Raw genomic sequence first — 14,240 nt, 5'->3', positions numbered from 1 at the left:
GGCACGGATCCGGTTTGATCCGCCTCCCGGAAGCCTTGGGGCAGGGGAGGCGCCCGGTTTTTGCCGACAGGATAAACACGGACAGATGATTTCATAATGAAAGGAGATGTTTCATGGCCCAACCCATTGCCGATCGACGGGATGTAGACTTTGTTCTCCATGAACAGATGGAGGTAACCCGGCTGACGGACAACGAGACCTTCGCCGAATTCAACAAAAAGACCATCGACATGATTGTCTCCGAGGCACGTTCCCTTGCCATCAAGGAGATCATGCCCACCCAGGAGCCCGGAGACGCCGGGTGTGACTTTGAAGGGGGCACTGTGACCCTGCCGGAGTGTTACTCACGGCCCTGGGAGCTTTTCATCGAAGGGGAGTGGCTCGCCATGTCCGATTCCCCAGAGTGGGGCGGGCAGGGCATGCCCAAGACCGTGTCGCTGGCTGCCAATGAGTATTTCATCGGGGCCAACGTGGCCTTTATGCTCTACCACGGCCTCACCCACGGGGCGGCCAAGATGGTGGAGGAGATCGGTAACGAAAAGCAGAAAAAACTCTACCTGAAAAAACTCTACTCCGGTGAGTGGGCCGGGACCATGCTTCTCACCGAAGCGTGTGCCGGGTCCGATGTTGGTTATCCGATCCCGGCCAAAAAGAACCCGGACGGGACCTACTCCATCACCGGCAGCAAGATCTTTATCTCCGGCGGCGAGCACAGCATGACGCCCAACATCGTCCATCCTGTCCTGGCCCGCATCGAGGGTGCCCCTGCCGGGACCCGGGGTATCAGCCTCTTTCTGGTTCCCAAGTACCGTGTCAACGAGGACGGGTCCCTGGGTGAATTCAACGACGTGGTCTGCACCGGCATCGAGCACAAGATGGGCATCAACGGCAGCGCCACCTGCTCCCTGACCCTGGGGGGCAGCGGAAACTGTATCGGTGAGCTGCTGGGCGAGGAAAACAAGGGCATGCGCAACATGTTCATCATGATGAATGATGCCCGGCAGCTGGTGGGCTTGCAGGGCTTCGGCGTGGCCACGGCCAGCTACATGCACGCCCTGGCCTACGCCCGTGAGCGGGTCCAGGGGGCCAACATGGTGAAGCCCAAGGAGGGCAGCGTTCCCATCATCCAGCACCCGGACGTGCGGCGCCAGCTCCTGGAGATGAAGGCCAATGTGGAAGGCATGCGCAGCCTCATCTACTTTTCCGGCATCTGCCACGACATGGTCAAGCTGGCCGAAGACGAGGAGACCCGCCTGGAGTACAGCCAGCTCCTGGAGGTGCTGACCCCCATCATCAAGGGGTATGTCACGGACAAGGCCAATGAAGTGTGCAGCCACGGTGTTCAGGTCTACGGCGGTTACGGGTACTGCAAGGACTTTCCGGTGGAGCAGCTCCTGAGGGACAGCCGGATTTTCCAGATTTACGAGGGCACCAACGGCATCCAGTCCATGGACCTTCTGGGCCGCAAGGTGGGCATGAGCAAGGGCAAGCCCTTCATGAGCTTTCTGGCCCGCATCAAAAAGACCATCGACGAGGCCAAGGAGTCTGCGGAGCTGAAGTCCCTTGCAGCCAAACTCGAAGAGGTCTACACCCGGTTCAACGAGGTGGTGGTGGCCCTTGCCAACGCGGCCATGGGCGAGAAGGTGCAGAGCGCCTTTGCCCAGTCCCATCCCCTGCTGACGGTCACCGGTGACCTGACCTTCGGCTGGCTGCTGCTCTGGCGAGCCCTCACCGCTGAGAAAGCCCTGGCCGGCAAACCCAAGAAAAAGGACCTTCCCTTCTACGAGGGTCAGATCAAGACCTGCGCCTATTACATCAACAACACCCTGGCCGTTACGTTGGGGCGCCTTGCCGCCATCGAGGGCATGGACGATGCGGTTATCGGCATCTCGGAAGAAGGCTTCGGAAGCAAATAAGCCGGTGACTCCATAACGGCGAGAAGGGCGGTCCTCAGGCGCGGGGGCCGCCTTTTTTTGTTGCCGGGGGCCGTGGGAAAAAAGGGGATGTTCCCTGGGGCACGGTGGGGGTGTTTGCAAAATGATCGCAATTGGGTTAAAAAGATGGTCTCGACCCATGGTCGCGGTATGTTAAAAAAAGACAGGCGTTATTATTTCTTCACCTTTCGACGGGCCCTCCAGGTGCGTAAGCGCAAGTACCACTTTCTAAACGCCTTTTATCTGACCGCGGCCCAACCGTAACAGACCTACAGAGCCGGGATTCCCAACGGGGAACCGGGATGGTTTATGACACAAAAAGCTTTGTTGATTTGTCTTGCCTTTCTCCTGTGTGTGTTCGGGACGGCCGCTTATGCGGACGCCCCTTCTGAGAAAGCGCTTTTTACCGCCTTTGATCACCTCGAAAAGAGCGTGGGGGCCCCGTCGGGGGCACCGGACGCCGAGTCTTTGGACACCCTTTTCGCCTTTGTCGACAACATCTCCGCATCCGGCACTGTCTGGGAAGAAACCCGTAAGGGCCGGGGCACCGGCGTGGGTGTTGCCTTTGCCGTCCCCTCCTCCATGGACCGGTTTATCCGGTACATGTACGATCCGAATATTCCGGTGAGCGCGGTGGTGCCGGGTGTGGTGCGCCTGGTTCGCGATGCCGGGAGCACGGAGGCCTGCAAGGGGAGCTACACCCGTCTGGGTGAAGAGGGCGGGGGGCTTGAAACCCCTGTGGTGGTGCGCAGCCGCTACGTCATGGAGATTACCCCGGACGGAAACTCCGGGGCGTACTATGGCTACGACCAGAACGAGCTGACCCTGCTTTCTTCGCGAAACGGGCGGCGGTTTCTCCTGACGGCATCCCGCCAGACCGCTCCTTCGGACGTCAGCAATATTCTGTTGCCACCCGTGACGGAGGGACCCTTTACTGCTACTCCGGGAAGAAGGGGCTTACCAAAACGGGCCTCGGCTGGGTGGACTCTTACATTTACACCTCCATTGCCATTACCGTTTATCTTGAGGATTCGCCGGGCTCAGGCACCCTCACGGCGGTGTCGTGCAAGTGGCTCAATGCCGGGTAGAAATCCACAGACGCTCGGTACGTCCATCACATTGCCGATGGGATCGAGCGCTTTGCAGCGCACCTGGGGCGGTTTCTCACCTCCCCCAATATTCCCGAACCCACGGAACTTGCAGGGCTTGTGAACCGAGTCAGGGCCACGGGAGACAAGGGCCTCAGAACAGTCTTCTGCAAGCAGCTGGAGGCGTTGGTGGCCCCTGACCAGAAGCGCGCCTCCATGATGGATGGTGACTATGTCCAGGGGCTGGATCGCGAGGAGCTGGTGGCGGGGATCCTCTCCACGCATGTGGAGTCCCTCATGGCCGGGGGGGACCCTGTGTTCCTCAACGGCTTGTTGGGCCACGGCGTGGCGACCCAAGACCCGTCCCTTTTGACCGGGCGCATGGAGCAGCCGGTATCCCGGATCCCTTCAGGGGCCGGGCCCGCCTTGAATTGATATCGTAAGGAACCCATTCCATGACAGATAAGAAGAAGAGTGTACGGGCCATCGGGCTCTGTTCCGGGGGACTGGACAGCATCCTGGCAGGCCTGGTGCTGAAAGAGCAGGGGATCGACGTGACGTGGATCTGTTTCGAGACCCCGTTTTTCCCTGCGGACAAGGCACGGAAAGCCTCAGAGATGACGGGGATTCCCCTTATCGTAAAAGAGATTACCGAGACTTACCTGGAGATGCTCACCGACCCCCCGTGCGGGTACGGAAAGCACATGAACCCCTGCAGGGACTGCCATGCCCTGATGTTCCGCCTGGCAGGCGAAGAGCTGGAAAAAGGGGGGTATGATTTTCTCTTCAGCGGAGAGGTGGCCGGTCAGCGGCCTCTGTCCCAGAACAAGCAGGCCCTTCGTTACGTGGAGAAACGCTCCGGCTTCGACGGAAAGGTGCTTCGGCCCCTGTCGGCCAAGGTGCTGCCCGAAACCGAGGTGGAGACCCTGGGTCTGGTGGACCGTGAGCGGCTCCTCGGTATCCAGGGGCGCTCCCGAAAGGAGCAGATGGCCCTGGCCAAGGCGTACGGTATCGAAGAGTACCCGTCACCTGCCGGCGGGTGCCTGCTGACGGACAAAAAATATTCGGATCGCCTGCGGGACCTGTTTGCCAGCGGCAAGGCCTACGCGCCGAGCGACCTTCACCTGCTCAAGCAGGGGCGGCACCTTCGCCTGCCCGGCGGTGAGAAGGTGATTGTGGGCCGCACCAAAGGGGACAACCGCTGGATCATCACCTATCACGAGCCCGAGCGTCACCTGCTCATCGATCTCAAGGGCAAGGGGAGCCCAACGGTGCTGGTGAATGTTGACGCCTCCGAGGAGACCATTGAGGTGGGTGCCGCCCTCTGTGCTGGGTATGCCAAAGTGCCCCCCGGCGAGGTGGTGGAAGCCGTGGTGAAGTCAGCAGACGGCCGTCGCGTGATCTCTGTGGCTTCGGTGGATCCCGCCGATTTCCGGGACAGCATCATCTGACACCTTAAGCGGTTCAGTTCAGATTTGAAAAACAGACAGCCCGATGGGGGACGGATCCCCATCGGGCTGTCTGTTTTTCAGGGGCCTTCGCCTTTGGCGCAAGGCCGCTGAAAGCGAGTGGGGCCGTCCTGTTTTCAGGCCTCCGGCGTCTTCTTGAGCTGGTTGGCCCTCAGCTGCCCGCAGGCCGCTGAGATGTCCCGCCCCTTGCTCTGGCGCACGATGGCGGTGTAGCCCGCGTCGTGGAGCAGCTGGAGAAAGTGATCCACGGTGGCGTCGTCGGGGCGCTTGAGGTCGCTGGCTTCGTGCTCGTTGAAGGGCAGGAGGTTGATCTTCACCGACAGGGGGCGGAGCATGCGGATGAGTCGGGCGGCATCGGCGTCGCTGTCGTTGATCCCTTTCATGAGGATGTACTCAATGGTGATCTTCTCCCGCTGGCGCAGGGGGTATTTTGCCAGGGCCGCCAGGAGCGTTTCGATGGGGTAGGTGTCGTTTACCGGCATCAGGGCGCTGCGGGTGGCGTTATCCGAGGCGTTGAGGGAGACGGCAAGGTTCACCGGGCTGTTGGCTCCCAGCTCTGGAAGCCGTCCCACCAGACCGCAGGTGGAGACCGTGATCCGTCGGGAGGAGAAGCGCAGGCCGTAGTCGCTGTCCGTGAGAACGGACAGGGCGGTAAGGACCCGGGGCAGGTTGGCCAGGGGCTCGCCCATGCCCATGAAGACAATGTTCTGAAAGGGTTTTTCAGTTTCGGCCGCATCCTCGTCCATGGGCAGGTCGGACAGGATGTCCCTCACCTGGCCGATGATCTCCCCTGCGGTGAGGTTTCGCTTGAATCCCCCTTGGGCGGTGAGGCAGAATTTGCACCCCTGGGCGCACCCCACCTGGCTGGAAATGCACAGGGTTTTTCTGTCCTTTCCGGGGATGAGGACCGACTCGGTGTATTCCCCGTCGGCAAGGCGGAACAGGTATTTCCGTGTTCCGTCAGAGGAAATTTCTACGTTTGCTTTTTCGAGACGGGGTATGGTATAGTTTTCGTCGAGCAATGCCCTTAATTCTTTGCCAAGATCCGTCATCTCCTCAAAGGAGTCGGCCTGACGGATGTAAATCCATTTGAAAATCTGTCCAGCTCTATATGGAGCGATGTTGCGCTCTTTGAGCCAGGCTTCAAGCTCGGGCCGGGAAAAATCTTTAATATCTCTTTTTTTCATATATTTTCCATGGGAATCGTGTATAATAAGGAGTTTCGTTTTCTTGGTATACCCTTATCCGGTAAAAATTTCAATGACTTTCATGCGCCCTTGACGCCTCTGATAATGATTTAAGGTTGTATGTTCGATAATTTAACCGAAAAGCTGACGTCGGTCCTTAAAGACCTGAGGGGCCATGGAAAACTCACGGAGAAGAACATCGACGGCGCCCTCAAAGAGGTGCGCATGGCGCTCCTTGAGGCGGATGTCCATTATAAGGTAGCCAAGACCTTTGTGGGTGAGGTCAAGGAACGTGCCCTCGGTCACGAGGTCATGGAGAGTCTCACCCCCGGCCAGCAGGTGGTCAAGATTGTCAATGATTCCCTGGCCGACCTCATGGGGTCGAGCCATGAGGATCTGGTCCTTGCCGGAGAGAAACCGGTCTCTGTGATGTTGACAGGGCTCCAGGGTTCCGGTAAGACAACCACGGCCGGTAAGCTGGCGCTTTATCTCCGCAAAAAGGGCAGAAAACCCTTCCTGGTGCCTGCGGACGTGTATCGCCCCGCGGCCATCGATCAATTGAAAAAACTGGCGTCTCAGCTGGATGTGCCCGTCTTTGATTCCGAAGTGGGCATGGATCCGGTTGATATCTGTCGGTCGGCACGGGCCGCGGCCCAGCAGAACGGGTGTGACACCCTGATCCTGGATACGGCGGGTCGGCTCCACGTGGACGAGGAGCTCATGGCCGAGCTGGTCCGGATCAAGTCCGAGGTAACCCCTTCGGACATTCTTCTGGTGGCCGATGCCATGACCGGTCAGGACGCCGTGAACATTGCCAAGTCCTTTGACGGTGCCTTGGACCTCGGCGGTGTGGTCCTCACCAAGATGGACGGCGATGCGCGGGGAGGGGCGGCCCTCTCCATCAAAGCCGTTACAGGCAAGCCGATCAAGTTCATCGGTACCGGTGAAAAATCAAGTGCTCTGGAACCGTTTCATCCCGATCGGATGGCGTCTCGTATTTTGGGGATGGGGGATACCCTCACTCTCATCGAGAAGGCCGCCGAGATGGTGGATGAGAAGAAGGCCCAGGACCTTGAGAAAAAGTTGCGTAAGAATCAATTCACTCTGGAGGATTTCAGGGATCAGCTGGTTTCCATCCGCAAGATGGGGTCGCTGGGTGATATGCTGAAGATGCTTCCCGGGGTGTCGGGAAATAAACAGCTGAAGAACCTGGAGGTGGATGATCGGGAGATTGTCCGCATTGAGGCCATCATCAATTCCATGACGGCGGAAGAGCGGCGCAAACATGCCATTGTCAATGGCAGCCGCCGGAAGCGTATCGCCATGGGCAGCGGGACGTCGGTACAGGATGTCAACAAGCTCCTGAAGAACTACACCCAGATGATGAAAATGATGAAAAAGTTCAATAAAGGCGGCATGCGCTCCTTACGGGGCATGCTTCCATTTTAGATGAGGAGAAAGAAAAAGCAATGGCAGTAAAGATCCGATTAGCAAGGGGTGGGGCCAAGAAGAAGCCTTTTTACCGTATTGTTGTGGCCGATTCAGAAGCACGGCGAGACGGCCGGTTTCTTGAGATCGTCGGGACCTACGATCCGCTCAAGGACCCTGCAAAAGTGACTGTTAAACATGACCGCGTGGGCTACTGGCTTGGCGAAGGTGCCATTCCGACCGATACGGTTCGCGACATCCTGAAAAAGGAAGGCGAGCCGGCTTCCGCCAGCTAATCTACGCACCAACCCAATTCTCATATGCCCGAAAGGAGATGCGAGATGAAAGAGCTGATCAACTATATTGCCCAGGCCCTTGTGGACAACCCGGATGAAGTTGTGGTTTCTGAAGTGGAAGGCAATCAGACGTCTGTTCTCGAGTTGAAGGTGGCGAAAGAGGATTTGGGAAAAGTGATAGGTAAACAGGGACGTACTGCACGCGCTATGAGGACAATTCTCAGTGCAGCATCTGCTAAGGTGAAGAAGAGGACTGTTCTGGAAATTGTCGAGTAAGAGCGATTCGGGAAACAGGCGTATAGCCATCGGCAAGATCATCGGCACCCACGGGCTGAAAGGCGGCGCGCGTGTCTACTCCTGGGCGGAGTCCACGGACTCCTACGCCAAGGGTATGCAGCTGACCGCTGCGGCTCCGTCCGGTGATGTCGAACTGACCGTGCAGAGTGCAGCTCCCCATAAAAAGGGGCTGCTCCTCACCTTTAAAGAGGTGGGGCACATCAATGACCTGGAACCGTTGGTCGGTAGCGAGCTCTTTGTGGATCGAGCCGACCTCCCGGAACCTGAGGATGGATCCTATTACTGGGTGGATATCATCGGGCTTCGGGTGGAGACGGAAGACGGGGAGTTCCTCGGAAAGGTGGCTTCCATTTTTCCCACGGGGAGCAATGATGTGTATGTGGTCAAGGATGGAAAAAAAGAGATCCTTGTGCCGGCCCTTGCGTCGGTATTGAAGGAGATCGATCTGGATCAGGGGATCATGGTGGTGGATCTTCCGGAGGGGTTGTTGTGAAGTTTGTAGTTCTGACGATCTTTCCCGAGATGATCAACCCGTTTCTGGAAAACGGCATGCTTCGGCTGGCCGTGGAACGTGGAATTATTGATGCCCGGGCGTTGAACATCCGTGACTATGCCGAAGGAAAGCACAGGGTAACCGACGACAAGCCCTATGGCGGCGGATGCGGAATGGTGATGAAACCGGAACCGCTTTCCCGGGCCATTGGGGCGGCCTCTGAGATAGCTCCCACTGCAAGACGGATTCTCCTGACTCCCCAGGGACGGCCCTTTGATCAGGCCATGGCGCATGACTTTGCTGCGTCTGATGGTCTGATTTTTATTTGTGGCCGTTACGAAGGGGTGGATGAGAGGATCTGCCAGGGCATGGTGGACGAAGAGGTGTCCATCGGTGATTACGTGATGACCGGCGGGGAACTCGCTGCCATGGTGATCGTTGATGCGGTGACACGCCTTTTACCCGGAGTGCTGGGGGGAGACGAGTCGGCCGAAAAGGATTCCTTTTCCGGCGGGCTTCTGGAACACGCGCACTACACCAGGCCATCTGTCTTTGGCGGCGAGGGGGTGCCGGATGTTCTCATGTCCGGAAACCACGCCGAGATTGAGAAGTGGCGCAGGGAAACTTCCCTCATCCGTACTTTTCTCAAAAGGCCGGACCTGCTTGAGCAGCGGGAATTCAGCCGCGAGGAAAAACACGTGTTAACCGAATGGTGCAGAAGGATTGAAGATCTTGTCGGGTGACGGTAACGTAACACAGGCGGACCTTCATGTGGTTCTGGTTCATCATCCGGTGCGTAACAAAACCGGTGAGACCATCTGTTCGGCGGTGACGAACCTGGATATCCACGACATTGCGAGGACCTCACGGACCTTCGGTGTCAAGGGATACTATATCGTGACCACCCTGGAAGATCAGAAGGTGCTGACGGAAAAGATCGTCGCCCACTGGACCACCGGTCGGGGTGGCGAACTCAACCCCGCTCGGAAAGAGGCCCTTGAGCTTGTCAAGATTCGTGGGTCCCTTGACGACGTGGTGGCGGAGATTCGCAACGACTCGGGGCTGGCGCCCCGTGTGGTGGCCACGTCGGCACGGCAATACGCCGATGCCCTGTCGTGGCAGGCGGGTCGAGCGTGCCTGAGCGAAGGCGGCAGGCCCATGGTGCTGATCTTCGGAACAGCCTGGGGCGTCACCGATGAGGTGATTGCTTCAGCGGATCATGTGCTGGAACCCGTTGACGGGGGCACGCATTACAATCATCTTCCGGTGCGGGCCGCAGTGGCGATTATTCTGGATCGCCTCCTCGGTCGGCGATAGCGGAAATGGATGCGTCGGTGTTTTTCTTGTTGATCGATATTGACGCCCTGTGGGATGTCTGATATTGATTACCGGATTTGTTAGACTATACGGTGACCAATTTTACGTTTGGGAGTAAATAATGGATATAATTACTAAAATCGAAAAAGAGCAGATGCGTCTCGACGTACCTCACTTTGTGGCCGGCGATACGATTCGGGTTCATGTGAAAATTGTCGAGGGTGAAAAAACCCGTATTCAGGTATTTGAAGGGGTTGTAATCAGCAAGAGCAAGGGCGGGGTCAATGCACGTTTCACCGTGCGCAAGATCTCCAACGGCATCGGTGTGGAGAGGGTTTTTCCCCTGCACTCCCCCAGCGTCGACCACATTGAAGTGGTGACTCGCGGTCGTGTTCGTCGTGCCCGTATCTACTACCTCCGCAACCTGCGAGGCAAGGCAGCGCGTATCAAAGAGCGTCGCCTTCACTAATTCCGATCCGTGGCTGGTCCGGATTGATTCAATCCGGGCCGCGTGCCATGGATATCAGTATTGCGATAAAGGGTTGCTATGTGGACCTATGAGAAAAAAGCCGTTTCAAACGGCTTTTTGCGTGTTGCGGGAGTGGACGAGGCCGGAGTAACTGGCAGGGCGGTGGTGGCCGCGGCGGTGGTTTTGCCCACAGGCTTTGAGGTCGGAGAGATCACCGACTCCAAAAAGCTCACCCCCAAAAAACGGGATCGCCTCTACGACTATATCCGCTCGGAAGCAACGGCGGTGGGTGTCGGGATTGTGGACGCCGAAACCATCGATAGCGTCAACATTCTCCAGGCAAGCCTCGCTGCCATGCGGGAAGCGGTCATGGACCTTGGCGACGCTCCGGACTTCCTCCTTGTGGACGGAAAGTTCGAGGTGCCCATGTCCCTTGCACAGGAAGCTCTGGTGAAGGGCGACTCCCGGTCGGCCTCCATTGCCTCGGCCTCCATTGTGGCCAAGGTGGTTCGGGACCGAATGATGGCGGAGTACGCCGAAACCTATCCCGAGTACGGATTCGCCGGACACAAGGGCTATCCCACCAAGGCCCATAAAGAGGCCATTGCGACCTTCGGGCCCACCCCCATCCACCGCAAGACCTTCAGGGGCGTTGCTGAACACGTCGCCTGACAAACCTGTTCCCAGTCGACCTCTTTCGAGGGACCATGTCCTTTTCCCGCATGCGGTTCGGCCGACGCAGTGAAAAGCGGGCGGCCCGCCACCTGAAACGTCGTGGGTATCGAATCCTGGCCATGAATGCCGTGACCCCCGTGGGGGAGATCGATATTGTGGCCGAGGACGGAGAGACCCTTGTCTTTGTGGAGGTCAAGGCGCGAACCACTCTCTTGTTCGGACACCCCGAAGAGGCTGTCACCCGGGCCAAGCAGGCTACCCTGGGCCGCGCCGCCCTTTACTGGCTGAAAAGCCGCGATGCCCTTTCGAGACCGGCACGGTTTGATGTGGTGGCCATCATGGCCGGCGGCGCCTCGGAGGTTCAGGTGATTGAAAATGCCTTTCCCATCCCCATCCGATAAGCAGGACGACGGTCCTGCCCTCTATATTGTTTCAACCCCCATAGGTAACCTGGAGGATATCACCCTCCGGGCACTTCGCATCCTCAAAGAGGTTTCCCTTATTGCCGCCGAAGACACGCGGCATACACGAAAGCTCCTCTCTGCCTACGATATCACCACGCGCATGACGGCCCTCCACGAGCACAACGAGGAAGAGCGTGCAGCCAAAGTCATTGAGAAGGTCCTGGCCGGTGAGAGCGTGGCCCTGGTCACCGATGCGGGCACTCCGTGTATTTCAGATCCCGGCTATCGCCTGGTGTCTGCTGCGTCCCGTCAAGGGGTGCGGGTGGTTCCGGTGCCCGGGGCGTCAGCCCTTCTGGCGGGTCTGGCTGCAGCGGGCCTCCCTACCGATGCCTTTCATTACCAGGGGTTCCTTCCCAAAAAGCAGGGCAAACGTCGTGAGATTCTTTCGGCCCTGGCTTCCCTTGCCCATACCTTCGTTCTGTATGAATCCCCGGCCCGCATTGAGCGGCTCCTGGGGGAGCTGACGGATCTCCTTGGAGATCGACCGGCGGTGCTGGCCCGTGAGCTGACCAAACGCCATGAGGAGTTCTTGAGGGGGACGCTCTCGTCCATTGCCCGTGAACTGGCCTCGCGCCCCTCTGTGAAGGGGGAGTGCACCTTGATGGTGGGGGGTGCCACGGAGAGTGCCGCTCCCGCTGTGGTGGATCTTGATGAAGAGATCCGCCGGGCCCTGGCTGACTCCGATGACTCGCCGTCCCGTCTTGCCAAGTCCCTTGCCAAGCGCCTGGGGCTCCCGAAAGGGGAGGTGTATGACGCCGTGGTCAGGCTCTCCGGCGACAGGTGATCGGCAGGCTCCGGGTTTCTCATCGCTGCCGGCTCCAGGTATTTTCCTGTCTTTCGTCCTTGCCATGGCAATGGATCGTTGCCCTGTTCACAGGGCCAACGCATTAAACAATTCCGTTGCCTCTGGCGGGTCGCTTTTTGAAAAAAGCTCCGCAAAAACGTTCCGGTAATCAAGGCAGGTCTCTTCAGTCTCTGCGGGACTGAAGAGGCGTGTCTTGATAAGCGAAGAAATGAGAGGGACTATGGCTGGTTGCGACGCGCCCCAAAAAAAATGAAACCTGTTTGTCAAACTTTTCAAACGATTGGCCCCCGGCAGGGCCGCCGGAGGCCAGAGCTAAATGCGTTTGCCCTGGCCCTGTTCAGGCTTCTGGTTGTGCCTTGTTGTTACTGCTGTCGGGATGACTTGCTTGACTGTTCTGCTGTGGGTAACCATTGAGTGGTGTTAGTAATAATTCTTATTAAGTTAATCAATTAAAAAACTTAAAGATCTCCCTGGGATAAATTTACCGGGTGGTAAACAGCGCCGCGGGACTGTGTTGACATTTTTTTGCCTGCTAGGTATAAACGCGGACCCTGTTGTGTGTGTTACTTATTGCCTTTGTTGGGGATTTTTTGTAGGTCCGCAAGCTGCGGGATTGCCTTCGTGTTCCCGGCAGGGGACAATGGCTTGACAGGATAGGTGAACAATTAGAAAATGACATACCCCCTTACCATTTCCCATGGGGCGGGCTTTGCTCCGGGAAGCGGCAGGTGTCGGTCCTTTGCAGGCAGAGATCGAGTGCACCTTTTTTGGGTTCGCTTCGGTCGGGCGACGCTGTTTTGAGGGGGAAGCCGGGTGCCAGTTTTTTGCAACCTCACCGATGATGCCGCTGCTCCGGCGGGCGTGCTGTCGCGGTGACCGATCCGGGTGGGCTGATATGAAGGTTGATCATTCTTTTTTCGAGGAGGTTTCGGCCAAAAGCGGCCAGGACCTCTCCAGGTGCTTTCACTGCATGTGCTGCTCGGGCGGTTGCCCGGTGGCCCACGGCATGGACTATCTGCCCAACCAGATCCTGCGCATGATCCAGCTGGGCATGAAACAGGAGGTTCTGGAGAGCCGTGCCATCTGGATCTGCGTCGGGTGTTACGCCTGGGCGTTGCCCGACCGAGCGCCCAAACCGGGTACATATCCCCTACATGATGGACGCCCTGCGTGAGATCGCCCTGACCGAGAAGGTCAATGTCGGTGAAAAAGACATCTGGGCCTTCCACCGGGAGTTTTTGAAGCAGGTTCACAAGCGGGGCCGGATCTACGAACTCGAATTCATGGCGCGCTACAAGCTGGCCACCGGCAACCTGTTTCAGGATGTGGCCATGGGGATGAAGATGTTCCGCCTCGGGCGGCTGGAGCTCCTGCCCAGCAGTGTGAAGCACAAAGAGATCATGAAAAAAATCAGGGAGGCCTGCGATGAGTAACACAAAAAGCACCGGAGAAAAAAGGCTGCGTCGTGTGCACTACTACCCCGGATGCTCCCTGATGTCGTCGGCCAGGGATTTCGGTACCTCCTTGTTTCAGATGTTCCGTCTCATGGGCACCTGGGTGGAGCCCCTGGCAGACTGGAACTGCTGCGGAGCCTCGCCGGCCCACAGCGTCAACCCCGATTATGCCACCCTCCTTGCCGGACGGAACATTCTCCTTGCCGAACGCCAGGGCATCGACGACCTCTATGTGGTCTGCCCCAGCTGTTTCGTTCGCCTTCGTACGGCGGAAAAGATCCTGGCCACCGATGCCTCCATGAACGCCAAGCTCGCCAAGGCCTGTGGCCGGGAGTATGAGGGCGGCGTGCGCCTGAAGTTTACCCCGGAGATCCTCTCCGATGCCCCCATCGTGTTTGAAAAGGCGGTGGTCAATCCCCTGGAGGGGCTTCGCGGCGTGCTCTATTTCGGGTGCCTTCTAACGCGTCCCGAATGGATCACCGGCTTTGATATCCGCCCCTACGAAAAAAAGCTCAAGCGTCTTGTGAACGTGCTGGACGTGGAGACTCCGGACTGGAGTTACAGCAAACAGTGCTGCGGATCCCACCTGGCCGTGACAAAGCCTGATATGGTGGACGGCATGGTGGACCGGATCCGTGATCACGCCCGGCGGGCCGGTGCCAACTGCATCATCGCCTTTTGCCCCTTGTGCCAGGTGAATCTGGAGCTTCGGGGCAAGGAGGTGGAGCCCCTGCCGGTTTTCTATATTTCCGAACTCATCGGCATGGCCGCCCGGCTGCCCGGTTACCAGAACTGGGTCAAAAAGCACCTGGTGGACCCGCGCCCGCTCTTGAACCAGTTGGGGCTTCTGTAGCGGGGGAGGAA

At 58.1% G+C, this 14,240-nt stretch carries 18 protein-coding genes; 17 read left to right on the top strand and 1 reads right to left on the bottom strand.

The features are described 5' to 3' along the window. Positions 1-113: 113 nt before the first annotated feature. The 4 genes from ACOYW2_RS22040 (at position 114) to ACOYW2_RS22025 (ending at position 4,473) form a co-directional block, all read left to right on the top strand. A complete protein-coding gene (locus ACOYW2_RS22040; RefSeq protein ID WP_482768001.1) occupies positions 114-1,916 on the top strand; it encodes an acyl-CoA dehydrogenase in 1,803 nt (600 codons plus the stop codon). A gap of 327 nt (positions 1,917-2,243) precedes the next feature. After that, positions 2,244-3,146 (top strand): hypothetical protein, encoded by a 903-nt coding sequence (locus tag ACOYW2_RS22035; RefSeq protein ID WP_482768000.1) that lies wholly within the window; start codon positions 2,244-2,246, stop codon positions 3,144-3,146. Next, the gene (locus ACOYW2_RS22030; protein WP_482767999.1) at positions 3,143-3,457 is read left to right on the top strand and encodes a hypothetical protein; all 315 of its coding nucleotides are present in this window, start codon (positions 3,143-3,145) and stop codon (positions 3,455-3,457) included. The genes ACOYW2_RS22035 and ACOYW2_RS22030 overlap by 4 nt, the downstream gene beginning before the upstream one ends. Before the next feature lie 20 nt (positions 3,458-3,477). Next, positions 3,478-4,473 carry a tRNA 4-thiouridine(8) synthase ThiI gene (locus ACOYW2_RS22025; protein WP_482767998.1) on the top strand — a complete coding sequence of 332 codons (996 nt, stop codon included), beginning with the start codon at positions 3,478-3,480 and terminating at the stop codon, positions 4,471-4,473. 134 nt (positions 4,474-4,607) lie between these two features. On the opposite strand, the gene rlmN is transcribed toward ACOYW2_RS22025, so the two are convergent. Further along, on the bottom strand, positions 4,608-5,678 hold the full coding sequence (gene rlmN, locus ACOYW2_RS22020) for a dual-specificity RNA methyltransferase RlmN (protein WP_482767997.1): 1,071 nt from the start codon (positions 5,676-5,678) through the stop codon (positions 4,608-4,610). A gap of 120 nt (positions 5,679-5,798) precedes the next feature. On the opposite strand from rlmN, the gene ffh reads away from it, so the two are divergent. The 13 genes from ffh (at position 5,799) to ACOYW2_RS21955 (ending at position 14,229) form a co-directional block, all read left to right on the top strand. Further along, on the top strand, positions 5,799-7,127 hold the full coding sequence (gene ffh / locus ACOYW2_RS22015; RefSeq protein ID WP_180142632.1) for a signal recognition particle protein: 1,329 nt from the start codon (positions 5,799-5,801) through the stop codon (positions 7,125-7,127). 20 nt (positions 7,128-7,147) lie between these two features. After that, complete coding sequence (gene rpsP / locus ACOYW2_RS22010; protein ID WP_482418103.1) at positions 7,148-7,402, top strand: 30S ribosomal protein S16; 255 nt, start codon at positions 7,148-7,150, stop codon at positions 7,400-7,402. 45 nt (positions 7,403-7,447) lie between these two features. After that, the gene (locus tag ACOYW2_RS22005) at positions 7,448-7,678 is read left to right on the top strand and encodes a KH domain-containing protein (protein ID WP_092211420.1); all 231 of its coding nucleotides are present in this window, start codon (positions 7,448-7,450) and stop codon (positions 7,676-7,678) included. Continuing rightward, positions 7,668-8,192 (top strand): ribosome maturation factor RimM, encoded by a 525-nt coding sequence (rimM, locus tag ACOYW2_RS22000; RefSeq protein WP_482418102.1) that lies wholly within the window; start codon positions 7,668-7,670, stop codon positions 8,190-8,192. Before ACOYW2_RS22005 ends, rimM begins: the two co-directional genes overlap by 11 nt. Further along, a complete protein-coding gene (gene trmD, locus ACOYW2_RS21995; RefSeq protein ID WP_482418101.1) occupies positions 8,189-8,935 on the top strand; it encodes a tRNA (guanosine(37)-N1)-methyltransferase TrmD in 747 nt (248 codons plus the stop codon). Before rimM ends, trmD begins: the two co-directional genes overlap by 4 nt. Beyond that, positions 8,925-9,509 carry an RNA methyltransferase gene (locus ACOYW2_RS21990; protein WP_482767996.1) on the top strand — a complete coding sequence of 195 codons (585 nt, stop codon included), beginning with the start codon at positions 8,925-8,927 and terminating at the stop codon, positions 9,507-9,509. Before trmD ends, ACOYW2_RS21990 begins: the two co-directional genes overlap by 11 nt. Positions 9,510-9,630: 121 nt before the next feature. After that, on the top strand, positions 9,631-9,978 hold the full coding sequence (rplS, locus tag ACOYW2_RS21985) for a 50S ribosomal protein L19 (protein ID WP_092211417.1): 348 nt from the start codon (positions 9,631-9,633) through the stop codon (positions 9,976-9,978). A 78-nt stretch (positions 9,979-10,056) separates the two neighbouring features. Beyond that, on the top strand, positions 10,057-10,650 hold the full coding sequence (locus tag ACOYW2_RS21980) for a ribonuclease HII (protein ID WP_482420029.1): 594 nt from the start codon (positions 10,057-10,059) through the stop codon (positions 10,648-10,650). 35 nt (positions 10,651-10,685) lie between these two features. Next, positions 10,686-11,054, top strand: coding sequence for a YraN family protein (locus tag ACOYW2_RS21975; RefSeq protein WP_482418098.1), 369 nt, complete (start codon positions 10,686-10,688; stop codon positions 11,052-11,054). Next, positions 11,029-11,901 carry a 16S rRNA (cytidine(1402)-2'-O)-methyltransferase gene (gene rsmI, locus ACOYW2_RS21970; protein ID WP_482767995.1) on the top strand — a complete coding sequence of 291 codons (873 nt, stop codon included), beginning with the start codon at positions 11,029-11,031 and terminating at the stop codon, positions 11,899-11,901. The genes ACOYW2_RS21975 and rsmI overlap by 26 nt, the downstream gene beginning before the upstream one ends. Positions 11,902-12,817: 916 nt before the next feature. Next, positions 12,818-13,096 carry a 4Fe-4S dicluster domain-containing protein gene (locus ACOYW2_RS21965; RefSeq protein ID WP_482767994.1) on the top strand — a complete coding sequence of 93 codons (279 nt, stop codon included), beginning with the start codon at positions 12,818-12,820 and terminating at the stop codon, positions 13,094-13,096. Continuing rightward, the gene (locus tag ACOYW2_RS21960; RefSeq protein WP_482767993.1) at positions 13,077-13,355 is read left to right on the top strand and encodes a hypothetical protein; all 279 of its coding nucleotides are present in this window, start codon (positions 13,077-13,079) and stop codon (positions 13,353-13,355) included. Before ACOYW2_RS21965 ends, ACOYW2_RS21960 begins: the two co-directional genes overlap by 20 nt. Then, on the top strand, positions 13,348-14,229 hold the full coding sequence (locus tag ACOYW2_RS21955) for a heterodisulfide reductase-related iron-sulfur binding cluster (protein ID WP_482418095.1): 882 nt from the start codon (positions 13,348-13,350) through the stop codon (positions 14,227-14,229). The genes ACOYW2_RS21960 and ACOYW2_RS21955 overlap by 8 nt, the downstream gene beginning before the upstream one ends. The last annotated feature ends 11 nt before the right edge of the window (positions 14,230-14,240 follow it).

The sequence above is a fragment of the Desulfoluna sp. CLI2B genome (assembly GCF_056847375.1).
This window is presented reverse-complemented; position numbering and strand designations above follow the sequence as displayed.

Coding starts and splice junctions, on each gene's coding strand:
- rlmN (WP_482767997.1), bottom strand. CDS start 5,678: ATGAAAAAAAGAGATATTAAAGATTTTTCCCGGCCCGAGCTTGAAGCC.
- ACOYW2_RS22005 (WP_092211420.1), top strand. CDS start 7,448: ATGAAAGAGCTGATCAACTATATTGCCCAGGCCCTTGTGGACAACCCG.
- ACOYW2_RS21975 (WP_482418098.1), top strand. CDS start 10,686: ATGTCCTTTTCCCGCATGCGGTTCGGCCGACGCAGTGAAAAGCGGGCG.
- ACOYW2_RS21980 (WP_482420029.1), top strand. CDS start 10,057: ATGTGGACCTATGAGAAAAAAGCCGTTTCAAACGGCTTTTTGCGTGTT.
- ACOYW2_RS21965 (WP_482767994.1), top strand. CDS start 12,818: ATGAAGGTTGATCATTCTTTTTTCGAGGAGGTTTCGGCCAAAAGCGGC.
- ACOYW2_RS21955 (WP_482418095.1), top strand. CDS start 13,348: ATGAGTAACACAAAAAGCACCGGAGAAAAAAGGCTGCGTCGTGTGCAC.
- ACOYW2_RS21960 (WP_482767993.1), top strand. CDS start 13,077: ATGATGGACGCCCTGCGTGAGATCGCCCTGACCGAGAAGGTCAATGTC.
- rsmI (WP_482767995.1), top strand. CDS start 11,029: ATGCCTTTCCCATCCCCATCCGATAAGCAGGACGACGGTCCTGCCCTC.
- rpsP (WP_482418103.1), top strand. CDS start 7,148: ATGGCAGTAAAGATCCGATTAGCAAGGGGTGGGGCCAAGAAGAAGCCT.
- ACOYW2_RS22035 (WP_482768000.1), top strand. CDS start 2,244: ATGACACAAAAAGCTTTGTTGATTTGTCTTGCCTTTCTCCTGTGTGTG.
- rplS (WP_092211417.1), top strand. CDS start 9,631: ATGGATATAATTACTAAAATCGAAAAAGAGCAGATGCGTCTCGACGTA.
- ACOYW2_RS22025 (WP_482767998.1), top strand. CDS start 3,478: ATGACAGATAAGAAGAAGAGTGTACGGGCCATCGGGCTCTGTTCCGGG.
- ffh (WP_180142632.1), top strand. CDS start 5,799: ATGTTCGATAATTTAACCGAAAAGCTGACGTCGGTCCTTAAAGACCTG.
- ACOYW2_RS22040 (WP_482768001.1), top strand. CDS start 114: ATGGCCCAACCCATTGCCGATCGACGGGATGTAGACTTTGTTCTCCAT.